Consider the following 16,825-nt stretch of genomic DNA (forward strand, 5'->3'; position numbering starts at 1 on the left):
AAGGCTACAACTACGGCGGCTGCAAGCACTACTGCAAAGGCTACGACTACAGCTGCGGCAAGCACTACTGCTAAGGCTACGACTACGGCTGCGGCAAGCACTACTGCAAAGGCTACAACTACGGCGGCAGCGAGCACGACTGCTAAGGCTACGACTACGGCGGCTGCAAGCACGACTGCTAAGGCTACGACTACGGCTGCGGCGAGCACTTCGGCTGCTGCTGCTTCAACAAGCACTACTGCTTCAGCAACCAGCAGCGGAACGGCTTCGACATCTGTTTCCACGCAGACAACTGCTTCCGCAACTTCATCGGAGCAGGGGACTACTACCGCCACACCGACCGAGACAGTCGCTCTCGGCGATGTAAACGATGACGGCAAGATCGACGCTAAGGATGCTACACTTGTTCTTGTGGCTTATTCAAAGCTGTCTACAGGCGTAGAGAACGGATTCTCCGAGGCTCAGGAAGCTTCTGCCGACATCAATGCCGACGGAAAGACCGATGCCAAGGACGCTTCGTTGATACTTGCGTACTACTCGCTTGTTTCAACATCGAAAGAAGCGATCCCGACACTTGCAGAATTTGCGGCTTCAAAGAAGTCGTAATAAAGCTGTTTATCATGGCTGTTTGACTTGATGGAAATACGGTTGGAGGATTCGTTCTCCAACCGTTTTTTCTCGGCCTCCAACGCATTACGGAAATTCAGTTTTTCCAATGCTACAGCATTCATACCGCGGCGACCTCTTTGTGGAAATGATCGATAGAATTATACGGTTTCGCATTATCAGTCGGTTTGGCTATACAACAAAAATAAGCTTCTCTGAAGGGGAGCCCCCTTTGGCGGTTTCGCAGGATACCGAATATGTACCGTAAATTTACGGCTCGGTAGCCCACAAATTCCGCTAAGGGAAGCACTCTAAATAGAGAAGCTTATTTTGCTTTATTTACAGCTTGCTGCGTATTCGGATACACGCCTCAATATGCATTATCCAGTGCCGTGAGAACGGCATCTGTACCAGTCCGCGGATATCTTTGCCGCACCAGTAATCGACCAGCCATGCCGCGCTTTCATCGGGGCTGACCACGTTCAGTGACATGAGCTCGGCTCGGTGTTCTTCGGACACTTTCTGTTTGAGCATATCGAAGGCAAGTTTGCGGAGGATATCTTCCGTTTCCGACCTGACCGCGGAGATGTAATCATACAGTTCGCCGATATCGAGCTGCTCGGAGAAGTCCGCTATCTGCTGCTTCACCAGCTCGTTGCCTGTTGTTATTATCGGAGAACCGATACGCTTCTGATAGCCGCCGCGGAAAAACACCTGCTCGTCACCTGCGATGAGAGTGTGTGCGACGATGTCCTCAATTCGGAAGATGTGCCACAGCGAATAGGCGATGGTCTTGCTGTGGTAGCCGTCCGCGTTGATGAACGGGATAGCGCTGAACTGCTCGCGTGTGAGCTCATTCCTGAACGAGTTTATCGTGTCAGCAAGTTTGCCGCGGAGCTCGAAAAGTGTGGCTTTACCGTCCTCGTAGCTGTCGCGTTTTTTCAGCTGAGACTGCATTGTCTTGTTGAGTTCAGACCACTCCTTGTTCATGCATATGACCTCCGCCTTATTTTTTCAGTATCTCTTTCCTCATTGCAACAAGGTCGAAGGTGTCAATTCTTCCGTCGCGGCAGAGGTCGCCAGCCTCCCAGTCAGCGAGCTTTTCGCCGCGTGTGCCGAGCAGCCACCTCTGCATGAGCACGAGGTCTGCCGAACCGAACACTCCGTCGTCGTTGACATCTCCGCGGACGATGCTTTTCTCACCGAAGTTTGCGGTTATCGTCATAGCTTCGCTGAGCGTCACGGTGACGGTCTTGTCCGAACCCGTGATACCGCCGCTCCAGCCTGTGAATTCTGCTCCGCTGTCGGGGATAGCAGTCAGCGTAACAGGGCAGTCCCCTATGTATTCACCGCTCCAGCCGCCCGAGCAATCGGGGGTTATGGAGTTTATCTGTATCTTTCCGCTGCCCGTGGTCTTGAGCGTTATGGTGTTCATCTGTGACCTGATACCGAGGAAATCGCGCATATCCTCGAGAGTGTACTTCGCTCTCTCGCGGAAGAAAGTCTGTATCTGCGGCAGAGTTTTGTTCTTGTATTCCTGACGGTTGTAGCTGAGATTGCTCTCCTTCGAGCCGCCGTAGAAGCCCCACCAGCGCACGGTCGTCTGCGCGAGCGGCTCGGTGTAGTCGCGGCTGTAGGTGTCTATCAGTGCGTTTGCCTTCTCGGGCGAGAACACTTCGTTCGCGTAGTCGCAGTATACGTTTGCGAATTTGTCGCGGAAATCCCTGTTCTTCAGCAGATTGAGAAACAGGTTCGTGGGAGCGAGCTTTTCGTTTCTGTCAATGTTCTCCATATGGCGGAAGTTGTCATATGCGTAGCCCTCGACTCCGCCGTAATCTCCGTAGGTCTTGCCCATGGTGAAGTCGTAGTCGAATGACATGAAACGCCATTTGCCGTCGCTGTACGGGTTGCCTTCTATAGGCTCGCCGATGTTGCGCCATACACCGCAGTTGCGGTTCGGCCAGTCGTATGTGCCGAGGTAGAGACCTGCGGCATAGTGGTCGATGAAGCTGTCGATGTCGATGTAGTCGCTGACAGCCTTGTAATTCGCATCTGTCGTCAGGTCGAGCTTGGAATAGGTGTTGCAGAATTCCGTGAAGTTGTCGAACTCCTCCTGCGGTCCCTCTTCAAGTTCGCCGTTCTTTATCATCGCGACATCTTTCTTCTCGATGCCGTAATTTGTCTCGATGAAGTAGTCCGAGAGCTTCTCTATCATTTCATAAAGTCCCCAGTATTCGCCGTTGAGGAATACTACGCACATCTGCATATCCTGCGTGGTGACGTCCGCGCGGTCAGCGAGAAGCTTCTGCGCGAAGCCGTCGCGGAGACGTCCTTCCTCGCCGACTGCTCTGAGCGAAATAGAATCGTATTTGTCGATGAGCCTGCCCTGACGGTCGAAGTTGTCGGGGATGAGCGGGCATTCTATCTTGGACGCGCCGTAGTCGCTCCGCGCGTAGAGGTGGAAGCTCTTCTGCGCGGTGTTGCGTGTGGAAGCTCCCTTGATGCGTATGCCCATATCCTGCTCGACAATGTTCTCTCCGTCACGGAACACAGTTATCGAAGCCTCGCGCTCCCACTCCTTGCCGTGCATGAAGAAGTTGCACTTGTTGTCGGTGTCCCATGCGCTTTTTCGCGGGTCATAAGCGCTGCTCTTCTTCCACTGCAAATACTGATTGCCCGTGACGTAGATACCCTTGTCGGGGTCAAACAGGTTGTCGGGGTCGGTAACGAGCGATACTACCGTCATATCCTTGTACTGCGAGAGCGCACCGCTCGTGATGAAGTATGTTCGGCTTTCGACCTTGCTGAATGTGCCGTCAGCGTTTTTTGCCGCCGCGCGTATGACGGTCGCCTTGTCCACGCTGAATGGCGGCTTCTTGTAGCCCGTGCCGCGCGATATCGAAGTCGCGGAGTTGTCGTCCTCGGCGTAGCTGCTGTAGATGTTCTCCTCGTTCGTCCTGCCCTTGACCGTTATCGCTGAGGTGTAGTCCTGCGCGGTCGGGGACGTGAGCGGGTCGCTGCCGTCTGTGGTGTAGCAGATAGTAGTGTTTGCTGGTGCGGACAGCGTGAGCGCGAAATCAGTGCCGTAAAAGCCCGAAGGTGCGGAGAATGCGGGCGCGGATACTGCCGCCGTATTCGGCTTTGCGGGCGACGGAGCCATTATCTCCAATGTGTCGCTTCCGTCGGGAGTGCGTCCGTAGCTGACATCTGTTCCGAGCGTGGGGAGCTCCACCTGCTGGAGCACCTTGCCGTCGGCATCTGACAGCACGACAGTGTCGCCGTTCTTGCTGAGCGCAAAGCCCGTGTGGAACTCCGCAGCCGTTGACTGCTGCTTGGAGGCGAACACTACAATGTGCTTCCCTGCGCCTAATGTAGTGCCGCTCGGAAATGTGAACAGCAGTGGCTGTTCTGTATCGTCGGACAATCCCCAGCCCGACAGGTCGACCGCCTTATCGCCTGAGTTGTACAGCTCTATCCAGTCGGAGTAGGCACCGTAGCTGTCGGCAATGCAGGTCTTGTTCTGTGAGCAGACCTCGTTTATGCAGACGGTCGGCTCGGCTGCGCAGACGTTACTGAGCGTGTCAGACGGCAGTGCTGAGGCTGTCATGGCGCTTGCAAGTAACGCTGCGACAAATCTTTTTCTCGGTTTCACAATGAACCCCTCTCTTTCAAGTGAAATGTCGATGTTTACCGTGCGTATGATAAGTAAATTATATCCGAAAAATCGGCGGCTGTCAAGGAAATTGTTTAACTTTGAGAAGGCGGGACTCCCGATGTATCGGTCTGAGTATGTTCATTGAACAGACGACGACGGCAGTTGTAGTATTTGCTGAACATTCAACATTCGGACAGGATTGAGTATTGTGCAATTTGTACTAAAACAAGAACGCACTTTTATTGATATGAACGAAGGTTAGGCTTGATTTAAGAAAAAAGCCATATCAACTTGATTTTTTGTAATTTTTGTGTTATAATCAACATGGTGTATATTGCCTTTACCGACAGAAATTATTTAATTATGGGTTTTGCACCCAAAAAGGGGTATATATGAAACACAAGACATCTGAGATGCTTAATATGCTTCATCAGGAGCATATCGTGGCACATCTGAAGTCACTCTCTCATGACGACCAGCTCAGAATGGTCTCGCATATTGAATCACTCGACCTCTCTGTCCTCAATGATGGAGTTATGGAGGAGGAGCGAGGCAAATTTGAACCGTTGTACGCGACAACTCTCGACGATATCGCCAGGAATCGCGACCATTTCACTGAAACCGGGCTTGAAGCGATACGTGCGGGGAAGGTCGGTGCTGTTCTGCTTGCAGGCGGACAGGGCAGCCGCCTCGGATTTGAGCACCCCAAGGGTATGTACAGAATAGGTATTGACCGCGAGCTTTATATTTTTGAGTGCCTCATCAATAATCTTCTTGAGGTCACAAAACAGGCGGGTGCATGGGTACCGCTCTTTATTATGACGAGTGTCGATAACAACCGCGAGACCCGTGAATTCTTTGAAAAGCATGACTATTTCGGCTACAGCGACGATAATGTATGGTTCTTCGTGCAGGAGCAGCTTCCGACAGTTGATACCGAAGGCAAGCTCATGCTCTCGGGCAAAGGAACTATTTCCACCGCTCCAAACGGCAACGGCGGATGGTACGCATCCATGGCAAAGACCGGTATGCTCAGGATAGTGCAAAATGCGCACATCGAGTGGCTGAACGTGTTTGCGGTAGACAACGTATTACAGCGAATAGCAGACCCTTGCTTCATCGGTGCCGTCATTGAGTCCGGCAAGGTATCGGGAGCAAAGGTTGTTGCCAAGGCTGACCCTAATGAGAAGGTGGGAGTGCTCTGTCTCGAGGACGGCAGACCGTCCATAGTCGAGTATTACGAAATGACCGACGAGATGATAAATCGCCGCGAGCCAGATGGTACGCTGTCATATAACTACGGTGTGATACTGAACTATCTCTTCCGTGTGGACAAGCTCAACAGAACACTTTCCGTGAAACTTCCGCTTCACCGCGCATTCAAGAAGATAAGCTATATGAACGCAAACGGCGAGATGATATCTCCCGAGGAGCCTAACGCATATAAGTTCGAGACGCTTGCACTTGATATGGTAAAGCTTCAGGATGACTGCCTCGCATATGAGGTCGACAGAAGCAGGGAGTTTGCTCCCGTCAAGAACAAAACAGGCGTAGATTCTGTCGATACAGCACGTGAACTGTTAAAGTTCAATGGCGTGGAGATATAATGCTCAAGAAAATCCCGAGGATCCTCGGGATTTTTGTTCGTTTATTGTTGCTTTTTTCAAAAAAAAACTGTGATTAATCGGTAGCTTTGTCTATATATTGGAATATTTAAAAAAAGCTGACAAAGCATTGACTTTTTTTCATCAAAGTGGTATCATAAATAAGTGTCGGGTAATGACAAGTCGGCACTCAAAACGAAGAATAGATATGAAATCAGGAGGAAGCAATGGCTAAGAAAGACGATCGTAACCTTAATATTACGATAAAAAATCAGGAAGATAAGGAGAACGAAGTAGTCGTTTCCATTTCCACCGTACTGAAGAAGCTCAGAAAATATGTGCTTGTGTGGGTGGTCGTAGCAGTTCTGTTTGTAGTTTTCGCATTCGGTTATGCTACCGTAACGACCCATGTCAGCAAGCCCTCGCTCGTAGCACTCATCAGCTTCTCTTTTGACGGTGTAGAGAAAGGTCTTGATCCTAACGGCGACAACTTCGATGTTAACACCGTAAAGAGCCCAGCTGTTATCGAAGCTGCACTCAGCGATCTTGATATGAGCCTCACTAATCTTGAGCCTGTCAGACAGGGCATCAAGTTCGTTGGTATCAAGCCAAAGGATGCTGTTGACAGGATAACTCTCTATGATAAGGTCATTGATACAAACGGCAATGTAAATGCTGTTGAGAAGATACTTGATACCACATATTTCCCTACACAGTACAAAGTTTACTTTGACTACAACAGCACAGGTCTTACCGACGAGCAGGCTGTTGAGGTTTTCAATGCTGTTCTTGAGCAGTACCAGACATATTTCTATGAGAGATACGGCTACAATGAGTCGCTCGGTAATGCTGTTACATCAATCAACTATGAGGATTACGACTATTCCGAGGCCGTCGATGTATTCAAGAACAGTCTCCAGACTCTTGAGAATTATGTAAAGGATATCTCAAACGACGAGAACAAGCGCTTCCGTTCGTCTGCAACAGGCTACACGTTCGGAGATCTTTATGAAGCAGTAAAGACCGTCGAGAGTATCGACCTCGACAAGGTATCATCGTATGTAACAGTCAATAACCTCACAAAGGACAAGGACGAGGCTCTTGCATACTACGAGTACAGGATAAAGGCTCTCAACCGCGATAAGGCTCAGTATGAGGAGCAGCTTGCAGCGTACGAGACCTCTATTGAAAAGTACCAGAAAGATCAGATATTCGTATTCGGCAATGGCAGCGACAACACTGATACACAGTCCACGGTTGCTTCCGAGCAGTACGATAAGATGATACAGGCAAAGAACGACATCGCAACGACACTTTCACGTACAAAGCAGCAGATAGAGTACTGCAAGGAGAGACAGGAAGCTCTCAAGAACAACCCCGTAGGTTCTACCGCAAAGACGGAGAAGGTCGAGGAGTCGCTTGCTTCTCTCAATAAGAAGATCGACAATCTTGTTGATCTCGTAAACAGAACGTCTGACGATTACTACCGTAATGTTACATTCAAGAATGCATACAGCGTGCTTGTTCCCGCAACAAATACAGCTACTGATAAAATGAGTCACATTATCGAGAATGCTAAGCAGCCGCTCATTATTCTTGAGGCACTTGGATTCGTGGTATTCTTCGCAGTAGCGTTCATCGAGGCTCTTATTGCTGACAATAAGAAGAAAAAGCCTTTAACAGCAAACGGTGCTCCCGAGGACGAGACTGATGATAAGACCGAGGAGGTTACTCCCGAGGAAGCAGTGGAGACTATCGCTGACGAAGCTGAGAAGGAAGAGGAGAAGAAGGAATCTTCCAACGGTAACAACAAGAACAGCAAAAAGAAGAAGTGATCTCACTTCCATGGCACGTTGAAATCGTGCTTATATAGAAAACAAGCCATAGCGTTTCTGGTGTAAAGATCAGAAGTGCTATGGCTTTTCTATTGACATCGTTACGGTGTGATGTTATAATTGTTACTAAAATAGGGTGGCGACATCGACAATAATAGTTGTCGAAGCCTTGATATCAGGTAGAAAACGGCAGTGATAAAATTGCAGTCTAAGTTCAAAAGACTATTAACTGACGGCGCGTGATATGCAAATAACAGGAGGCGGTCATGGATAAAAAGAAACTCGGAAAAAGTGTAGGTATTGTCGTTGACGTGCTGATGTATGCCATTATGCTGACGCAGATGGTGTATGTTTTCACGGGGAATATCGTGCATGAAGTGCTCGGCATTGGTTTTTTTGTGTGCCTTGCCGCGCACATCATCATCAAGAGAAAGTACCTTGCGGGGCTTCTCGAGTTCAAGGGCAAGAGCACTGCAAGAGCCGTTTTTAACGTATCAACTTTGCTGCTGCTTGCGGCATCGGCTGCGCTGATGCTCAGCAGCATGGGTGTTTCGAGGACACTTCTGCCGAAATTCAGGCTGTTCGGGAATGTGGATATGCACGTTTATCTCGCGACAGCAGTGCTTGCCCTTGCGGTGCTTCACGGAGGTATGCAGGGCTTCATTCGCACGAAGAAAAAGAAGCTTGCAGCTGTCCTTATCGCGGCAGGCTGCGGAGCCTCGATAGCCGTCGGGCTTGCGCTCGTACCGTATCTCAACCGCCATTTCAGGGCGGTGGACATCGACCTCGCCGAGAAAGTCAGCGGAGAAAAGGTGCAGTGGAAGGGCGAAAAGCCGCTCGTAGTGTACTTCACAAGGCTGGGAAATACAGACTTCGAGGACGATGTCGACGCTGTATCGGGAGCATCGCTCCTGCTTGCTGACGGTCATCTTATGGGCAGTGACCAGCTTATCGCTGAGATGATAGACGACGCGATAGACTGCGATGTAAAGGCGATTACGCTGACGGTGGAGAAGTATCCATCGAGTTACGGCGACACAGTATCAGTCGCGGGCAACGAGCTTCGCAGCAAGGCGCGTCCGCAGATAGAGCCGATAGATGTCAGCGGTCATGACACGATTATTCTCGTCTACCCGCTGTGGTGGGGGAGCGTGCCTATGCCCGTTGCGACATTCCTCGAGAGCGGCGACTTCAGCGGCAAGGAGCTTTATCTCATAGCAACTCAGGGCAGTAGCGGCTACGGCAGTACCATAGATGATATAAAGTCCATGGCGAGCGGCGCGGACGTCCGCCCCGTGATGAGCATCTACTGCGACGATATCCCCGATTCGCGCGAACGTATCGGAAGCTGGCTCGCCGAGCTGAATGAACAGCGCTGAAAATAAGAATAAGCCCATCAGGCATTGGACCTGACGGGCTTTTATCATTCGGTCATTCGATTATCAGAGGAACGACTTGATATCTGTGTACTCATATCCGTGAGCGAGCGCAACGTTCTGATTTGTGAGTTTGCCGTCGTAGGTGTTGACACCTGTGCAGATAATGTCGCTCTTGCGGCAGGCTTCCTCGAGGCCGTTTGCGGCAATCTGGAGACCGTACTTGAGAGTAGCGTTCGTGAGCGCGATAGTGCTCGTGCGCGGAACAGCTCCGGGCATATTGCCTACGCAGTAGTGAACAACGCCTTCCTCGATGTATACGGGGTCATCATGAGTCGTGACGTGCGAGGTTTCGCCGCATCCGCCCTGGTCGATAGCAACATCTACAAATACCGCGCCGTCTTTCATCTCGGGGAGATACTTAGCCTTGAATAGCTTAGGAGTAGAGCCGCCGGGGATAAGTACAGAGCCGATAACAAGGTCAGCGTCCTTGACAGCTCTCTCAACGTTGCTGTCAGTGGAGTAGAGAGTCTGTATGTGAGCTCCGAACATATTGTCGAGCTGTTCGAGCCTCTTGAGGTTCACGTCGAGGATAGTAACGTTAGCGCCCATACCTACGGCAATTTTGCAGGCGTTCATGCCAACGGTGCCGCCGCCGAGGATAACAACGTTTGCCTTGGGAGTACCCGGTACGCCTGCGAGGAGTATACCTGCGCCACCGAACTTCTTCTCGAGATACTTGGCACCTTCCTGAATGGAGAGACGTCCTGCTATCTGGCTCATGGGAGCGAGGAGCGGGAGTGAGCGGTCTGTCTCCTGAAGAGTCTCATACGCTACCGACTTTACCTTGCCTGCAAGGAGAGCATCCATCTGCTCTTTGTCAGCGGCGAGGTGAAGGTATGTATAAAGGATAAGACCGTCGTGGAAGAGCTTGTACTCGGACTCTAGCGGCTCCTTTACCTTTATCATCATATCTACCATGTTCCAGATGTCGGGAGCGTTATCGAGTACGGAAGCGCCTGCCTCGACGTATTCAGTATCAGCAAAGCCCGAGCCGATACCCGCTCCCTTTTCGATGTAAACGTGGTGACCTGCGGCAACATATGCCTTTACGTTGTCGGGAGTGAGTCCGACACGGAATTCATTGTTTTTGATTTCTTTTACGCAGCCAATTTTCATTTGTCTGTCCTCCTGATGCGTGCTCATATCGGTTATCAGATATGGCAATAATTATATATAAATTATACTACGTTCATAATTTTTTGTCAAGAAAATGATAACAACAGCGTTTGAGCTTCAGCATTTTTGCAGAGTTCTCTTGCAATTACGGGACTTCCGTGTTATAATATGGCAAAACGAAAACTCGGAGATGTCGCGAGATAACGGAGGTCATTATGAGATACAGAAATCCTGTGGTGAGGGGATTTTATCCTGATCCGAGCGTTTGCCGCGCTGACGGCAGGTATTATATGGTTTGCAGTTCGTTCCAGTTTTTCCCAGGAGTTCCGCTGTTTGAGAGCTCCGACCTCATAAACTGGACGCAGATAGGTCATTGTCTGACGAGGAAGAGTCAGGTCATGCTCGAGGGAGCGGGGAGCTCCGCGGGAGTGTACGCCGCGACTATCCGATACTGTGACGGTGTGTTCTATATGGTGACGACGAACACGTCTGTCGGGAAGAATTTCTACATAACCACGACCGATATCCGCGGCGAGTGGTCTGAGCCGATATACGTTGAGCAGGGCGGAATCGACCCGTCGCTCTATTTCGAGGACGGACACGCTTACTTCATGAGCAACGGAGTCGACGATAACGGAAAGCCTGCCATAATACAGTGCGAGATAGACATAAATACGGGCGAAAAGCTTACTCTGAGCCGTGCGGTATGGAACGGAGCAGGCGGAAGATATCTCGAATCTCCGCACCTGTATAAGATTGGCGGCTCGTATTATATAATGGCGGCAGAGGGCGGCACCGAATACGGGCATATGATAGTTTACGGCAGGGGAGATTCGCTGTGGGGACCGTTTGAGAATTACCCTCGCAATCCCGTGCTCACAAACCGTGATCTCGGCGGATACACGATACAAGGAGTGGGGCACGGCGATCTCGTACAGAGCCCGACAGGGGAGTGGTTCATGGTGCATCTCGGCTTCCGTCAGACCGATATGTGGATGCCGTATCACCACCTCGGCAGGGAGGTCTGCATGACTCCCGTTCGGTTCGGGGAGGACGGTTGGTTCACCTGCGGAAACAACGGCACGACCGAGCAGGAATACGAGATAAACTCTGATATCCCGCAGAATATCAGGAACGTTTACACCTTCGCCAATACCTCGCCGGACGTGGAATGGTGTTATCTTCGTCACCCCGATACCTCGAAATATGAGCTCTCGTCGGAGTGCTTCGTTCTTCGCGCGGGAGAGCACACACTCGACGATGTAGCCTCTCCGACATTCATCGGTATCCGTCAGATGGATTTCCGCGGCACTGCTGAGGTGGAGGTGACTGTCGACTGCGGCGAAGCAGGGCTGACCATGTTTATGGACGAAAACCACCACTATGACCTCATGCTGAGGAGCTCCGCTGACGGCTGTGAGGCTATCCTGAAGCTGAATATCGGCGATGTGAAGCACGAGCAGTTCGCCGTACCTGTGAGCTCTTGCAGAGTGCGGCTGAGCGTGGAGCTCGACAACCTCAGCTACACGTTCCGCGTCATCGACGGCGACCGCGTGATACAGTGCGGCTCCGCACAGACAAGGTATCTCTCCTCGGAGGTGGCGGGAGGCTTCACAGGAGTCTTCATCGGTCTGTTTGCACAGAAGAATGGCTGTACAGCGCTGTTTGCAGACTTCCGTACAGAGTACAGATAAGAAAAGAGCCAAGGTCGTATGACCTTGGCTCTTATTCTGTATTATACTCGTAAGTGTCCGGATCCTTGCTCATCAGCCTGTCAACGATTAGATAGAACAAGCAGCCCGCGAAGGCGCCAATAGTGTTATGCATGATATCGTCCGATTCAAAGAGACCTCTGCCTGTGTAATACTGCGTGAATTCAATAAGAACGGAAAATGCAAATCCTGCTACTGTGGTGAGCATGATATTCTTGAATTTTCCAGACAGTATCGGGAGCAGGAATCCAAGCGGGAACAGCATTATGATATTGCCGCCTATCTGTCCTGACCAGTAGGTGTAGTTGCCGCTCTGAAGCATCGTTCGCACTTCCCACAGCGGTCTGAGTACATGACGGTGTGTACCTACGTTTCGGTCTAACAGTGTAATGTGCAGCACGCAGTAGATGTAAAGCAGCATTGCTAATGCTGTCATAATCTTTATCAGCAGTTCGGAAGCGTTGAGCTTCGATGGTTTACTTGTGGGCTTTGACATATTACTCAGCCTCCTTGTTTTAGCAGTTTACACCATTATACCACATTTTGGATAAAAGTGCAAGTCGCATCGGAAGGAAATCAGCATACGGCGGTATCCTGAGTGATTTGAAAAGTGTTATTTCCATTATTGTTCAGCGGCTGCGATGTCGAAAATGGTTGACAAATATACATTTTGCATATATAATATTAATACACACTTAGATTAATAACTAATAGTCGTTTTTTTGATTTTTGTGTACATTCACAAAAACGGAAGCGAGTATTCGTTTATACTTGACAAATGCGAAGCGAATATACTATAATTAATCTTGGTGTATTGTGAGCTTCACGATACTATTAAATTGCAACTATATTTTGTTCAAAAAAGTTAATATTAAACCGCTGCGTGAGAGGTGGTTGGGAGCAATAATGTGATCGTTCCGATTAGCAGCAGGTGAATACGATCAGACGTTTCAAGTTGAGGTGGAGTGTATGAACAAGAACATTAGTCATGCAAAAAGAACCATGATCATTGGCGCAGGTAATGCGGGACAGATGCTTATAAGCGAGATAATCAACGCCCAGCAGTCTCCTTATACAGGAGATAAGCTTGCTGCACAGTACGAGCCCGTTTGTATTGTTGATAATGATCCCGAAAAGCTCGATACGGATATCATGGGCATCAAGGTGGTTGGAACATCATCGGATATTCCCAACATAGCAAAGCAGTACAGGATAGAACAGATAATACTTGCTATCCCTTCTCTTCAGGAAGAAAACAGAAAACTTATTATCGATCTTTGCAACGAAACGAAGCTACCGCTGAAGATAATTCCTTTTATCGGAACACTTATTCTTGGTGGAGAATCCAGCCTTCTCAGACAGGTGCGTGATATCAAGACTGAGGAGCTCCTCGGACGCGATCCTGTTACATTCAACAACAAGAACATCAAGGATTTTGTACATAACAAGATATGCATGGTAACAGGCGGAGGCGGTTCCATCGGTTCCGAGCTTGTACGCCAGATCGCTAAATACGAACCTAAGCAGGTCATCGTTGTTGACATTTACGAGAACAATGCATACGAAATACAGCAGGAGCTCATTATGGAGTACGGAGATGAGCTCAACCTTGTGACACTTATTGCTTCTGTTCGTGATTATTACCGAATGAACCAGATATTCGAGCGTTATAAGCCCGATGTTGTTTTCCACGCAGCTGCACACAAGCACGTTCCGCTGATGGAAGATTCTCCTATGGAAGCCATAAAGAACAATGTTGTCGGAACATTCAATGTTGCGACACTTGCACAGTTCTACAAGGTTAAGAAGTTCGTCATGATATCGACCGATAAGGCTGTAAATCCGACAAACGCCATGGGAGCCTCCAAGCGCTGCTGCGAAATGATAGTTCAGTATCTTGCTCAGCAGAAGGGCAACTGCTGCACTGAGTTCGTTGCTACAAGATTCGGGAATGTCCTCGGTTCAAATGGCTCCGTTATCCCGATATTCAAGAAACAGATAGAGCAGGGCAAGCCCGTAACTGTAACTCACCCTGATATCATTCGCTACTTTATGACCATACCGGAGGCGGTAAGCCTTGTTATGGAGGCAGCTGCAATGGCTCACGGCGGCGAGATATTCGTCCTTGATATGGGTAAACCTGTCAAGATAGTTACTCTTGCTGAGAACCTTATCCGTATGTACGGAAAGGAGCCGTATGTAGATGTTCCGATACGCTTCACAGGACTTCGTCCGGGCGAGAAGATAAAGGAAGAGCTCCTGATGATGGAGGAGGGACTTAAAAAGACCTCCAACAAGCTCATATATATCGGCAAGCAGATTGAGATCGACGAGGACAAATTCATTACCGAATTGAGATCGCTTCGCGATGCTGCTCTCGAAAACGATGAAGAGACCGCAATAAGGGCTCTTCACAAGATAGTGCCGACATTCATCACACCTGAGGAATTCAACAAGTCTGTTCTTCAGAAAGCATAAAGAGATTATAAAGACCTCCTGCCGGATAGGATGTATCGTCTTATACGGCAGGAGGTTTGAAATGTAATAATACCGTTTTTCAATAAGGAGAAAAAACTATGTGCGGAATTGTAGGATTTACAGGAACGAAGCAGGCAGCGCCCATCCTTCTGGATGGACTGTCTAAGCTCGAATACAGAGGATATGACTCTGCTGGTATCGCTGTACGTGACGGCGAGAAGCCTGCCGAGGTTATCAAGGAGAAAGGCAAGCTGAAGGTGCTTGCTGATATGACCAATCAGGGCAAGGCTGTCAAGGGCACCTGTGGTATCGGTCATACACGCTGGGCTACACATGGTGAACCCTCAGCTGTGAACGCTCATCCCCACAGTTCCGATGACGGCAACGTTATCGGCGTTCACAACGGTATCATCGAGAACTACCAGGAACAGCGCGAGAAGCTCATCAAGAAGGGCTACGAGTTCAAGTCGCAGACCGATACAGAGGTAGCTGTAAAGCTCGTTGACTACTACTACAAGAAGTATTCTCAGGACCCAATCGAGGCTATTGCACGCGCAATGGTACGTATCCGCGGCTCATACGCTCTCTGCGTTATGTTCAAGGACTTCCCCGGCGAGATATACTGTGCACGTAAGGACAGCCCCATGATAATCGGTATCGCTGACGGCGAATCCTACGTAGCTTCTGATGTTCCTGCTATTCTCAAATACACACGCAATGTTTACTATATCGGCAACATGGAAATTGCCAAGCTCGAAAAGGGCAATGTTACCTTCTACAACATCGACAGCGAGGTTATCGAGAAGCCTCTCACAGAGATAAAGTGGGACGCTGAATCCGCTGAAAAGGGCGGTTACGAGCACTTCATGCTCAAGGAGATACACGAGCAGCCCAAGGTTATCCGCGATACAATTAATTCAGTTGTTACTGACGGCAAGGTGCACTTTGATTCCGTAAATCTCACGGATGACGAGATGAAGAGCATCGACCAGATATACATTGTTGCCTGTGGTTCGGCTTATCACGTAGGTATGGATCTCCAGTACGTCATCGAGTCACTGACATCATTGCAGGTTCGCGTAGAGCTCGCTTCCGAGTTCCGTTACCGTGATATGTCGCTCCGCAAGAACAGCCTTGTTATCGTTATTTCCCAGTCAGGTGAGACCGCTGACACTCTTGCAGCTCTCAGAATGGCTAAGGACAACGGCGTAAAGACATTAGGTATCGTTAATGTTGTAGGTTCGTCTATCGCTCGTGAGGCTGACAACGTGTTCTACACGCTTGCAGGTCCTGAGATATCCGTTGCTACTACCAAGGCTTACAGCTGTCAGCTCGTAGCAGGTTATCTGCTCGCGCTTCAGTTCGCTAAGGCAAGGGAAGAGATAACCGATGAGCACTACAACGAGCTCCTCGCTGAGATAAACACAATTCCTGAAAAGATAGAGAAGATTCTTGAGAACAAGGAGCGCCTCCAGTGGTACTCCAACAAGCTCATCAACATCACTGATGCATTTTTCATCGGTCGTGGTATTGACTACGCTATCGGTCTTGAGGGCAGCCTCAAGCTCAAGGAGATAAGCTACATCCACTCCGAGGCTTACGCGGCAGGCGAGCTCAAGCACGGTCCTATCAGCCTTATCGAGGACGGTACTATTGTGCTCTCCGTCGTTACTCAGACCAAGCTCATCGAAAAGACTATCAGCAACATGGTGGAGGTCAAGAGCCGCGGAGCTAAGGTAATGGCTGTTACAACAGCGGGCAACTACTTCCTCGAGGATACAGCGGAGTTCGTGTGCTATATCCCGCAGATAGAGCCTCTCTTCGCAGGCAGCCTGTCAGTAGTACCGCTCCAGCTCATCAGCTACTACGTATCCATCGGCAAGGGCTTTGACGTTGACAAGCCGAGAAACCTTGCCAAGAGCGTTACGGTTGAATAATCATAAGAATATCGGGCTTCCACTGGGAGCCCGTTTTTTTTGTATTATGAAAACCCCCGGCTAGGCCGGGGGTTCAAAAGAGCTTATAGCTATAAGACTTGAAAGAAAAACTCCTTTTGATTACAATATATTTGCGGCTACCAACTGCAAAAGAATAATCAAAAGGAGGTCATCACAAAGTGAATGACATACATAGTTTATCACATTCAAAGTGGAATTGCAAGTATCATATAGTGTTTGCCCCGAAATATCGAAGGAAAGTATTCTACGGGGAAAAGAGGTGTGAGATAGGACAGATGCTGAGGCAACTCTGCAACTGGTACGGAGTAAATCTGCTTGAGGCAGAAGCATGTCCGGATCATATTCATATACTGGTGGAGATTCCACCGAAGCATGCTGTATCATCATTTATGGGATACTTGAAGGGAAAAAGCAGCATAATG

Annotated in this window: 12 protein-coding genes; 8 read left to right on the forward strand and 4 right to left on the reverse strand. The window is 49.4% G+C overall.

Annotated elements, in window-relative coordinates; translation table 11 throughout:
* Positions 1-606: dockerin type I domain-containing protein (locus tag BMX22_RS16615; protein WP_318259781.1), on the forward strand; the 606-nt coding region annotated here is incomplete at its 5' end.
* Positions 607-945: 339 nt separating this feature from the next.
* Here the strand turns inward: BMX22_RS16615 and BMX22_RS14755 are convergent.
* Together BMX22_RS14755 and BMX22_RS14760 are read right to left on the reverse strand one after the other, a co-directional pair.
* A complete protein-coding gene (locus BMX22_RS14755) occupies positions 946-1,596 on the reverse strand; it encodes a phage head-tail adapter protein (RefSeq protein WP_074743315.1) in 651 nt (216 codons plus the stop codon).
* 16 nt (positions 1,597-1,612) lie between these two features.
* A complete protein-coding gene (locus tag BMX22_RS14760) occupies positions 1,613-4,258 on the reverse strand; it encodes a CotH kinase family protein (protein WP_143055552.1) in 2,646 nt (881 codons plus the stop codon).
* A gap of 395 nt (positions 4,259-4,653) precedes the next feature.
* Between BMX22_RS14760 and BMX22_RS14770 the strand changes: the two genes are divergently transcribed.
* From BMX22_RS14770 to BMX22_RS14780, 3 genes are all read left to right on the forward strand, one after another.
* The gene (locus tag BMX22_RS14770; protein WP_074743319.1) at positions 4,654-5,868 is read left to right on the forward strand and encodes a UTP--glucose-1-phosphate uridylyltransferase; all 1,215 of its coding nucleotides are present in this window, start codon (positions 4,654-4,656) and stop codon (positions 5,866-5,868) included.
* Between the two features lie 224 nt (positions 5,869-6,092).
* Positions 6,093-7,700, forward strand: coding sequence for a hypothetical protein (locus tag BMX22_RS14775; RefSeq protein WP_074743321.1), 1,608 nt, complete (start codon positions 6,093-6,095; stop codon positions 7,698-7,700).
* A 266-nt stretch (positions 7,701-7,966) separates the two neighbouring features.
* Positions 7,967-9,079, forward strand: a complete 1,113-nt coding sequence (locus BMX22_RS14780) for a flavodoxin (protein ID WP_074743323.1) — start codon at positions 7,967-7,969, stop codon at positions 9,077-9,079.
* Positions 9,080-9,142: 63 nt separating this feature from the next.
* Here the strand turns inward: BMX22_RS14780 and ald are convergent, their stop codons facing one another.
* Positions 9,143-10,255: an alanine dehydrogenase gene (ald, locus tag BMX22_RS14785; RefSeq protein ID WP_074743325.1), complete on the reverse strand. Its 1,113-nt coding sequence runs from the start codon at positions 10,253-10,255 to the stop codon at positions 9,143-9,145.
* A gap of 215 nt (positions 10,256-10,470) precedes the next feature.
* Between ald and BMX22_RS14790 the strand changes: the two genes are divergently transcribed.
* Positions 10,471-11,949 carry a glycoside hydrolase family 43 protein gene (locus BMX22_RS14790; RefSeq protein WP_074743327.1) on the forward strand — a complete coding sequence of 493 codons (1,479 nt, stop codon included), beginning with the start codon at positions 10,471-10,473 and terminating at the stop codon, positions 11,947-11,949.
* A gap of 31 nt (positions 11,950-11,980) precedes the next feature.
* On the opposite strand, the gene BMX22_RS14795 is transcribed toward BMX22_RS14790, so the two are convergent.
* Positions 11,981-12,463, reverse strand: a complete 483-nt coding sequence (locus tag BMX22_RS14795) for a VanZ family protein (RefSeq protein ID WP_081349247.1) — start codon at positions 12,461-12,463, stop codon at positions 11,981-11,983.
* A 473-nt stretch (positions 12,464-12,936) separates the two neighbouring features.
* Between BMX22_RS14795 and BMX22_RS14800 the strand changes: the two genes are divergently transcribed.
* The 3 genes from BMX22_RS14800 to tnpA form a co-directional block, all read left to right on the forward strand.
* The gene (locus BMX22_RS14800) at positions 12,937-14,445 is read left to right on the forward strand and encodes a polysaccharide biosynthesis protein (protein ID WP_074743329.1); all 1,509 of its coding nucleotides are present in this window, start codon (positions 12,937-12,939) and stop codon (positions 14,443-14,445) included.
* 98 nt (positions 14,446-14,543) lie between these two features.
* The gene (gene glmS, locus BMX22_RS14805; RefSeq protein ID WP_074743331.1) at positions 14,544-16,382 is read left to right on the forward strand and encodes a glutamine--fructose-6-phosphate transaminase (isomerizing); all 1,839 of its coding nucleotides are present in this window, start codon (positions 14,544-14,546) and stop codon (positions 16,380-16,382) included.
* A gap of 179 nt (positions 16,383-16,561) precedes the next feature.
* Positions 16,562-16,825 (forward strand): IS200/IS605 family transposase (tnpA, locus tag BMX22_RS14810; protein ID WP_143055544.1); only part of this gene is annotated, 264 nt, incomplete at its 3' end.

Source organism: Ruminococcus sp. YRD2003, assembly GCA_900109435.1.
In the GTDB taxonomy this organism is placed as follows: Bacteria; Bacillota; Clostridia; order Oscillospirales; family Ruminococcaceae; genus Ruminococcus; species Ruminococcus flavefaciens_G.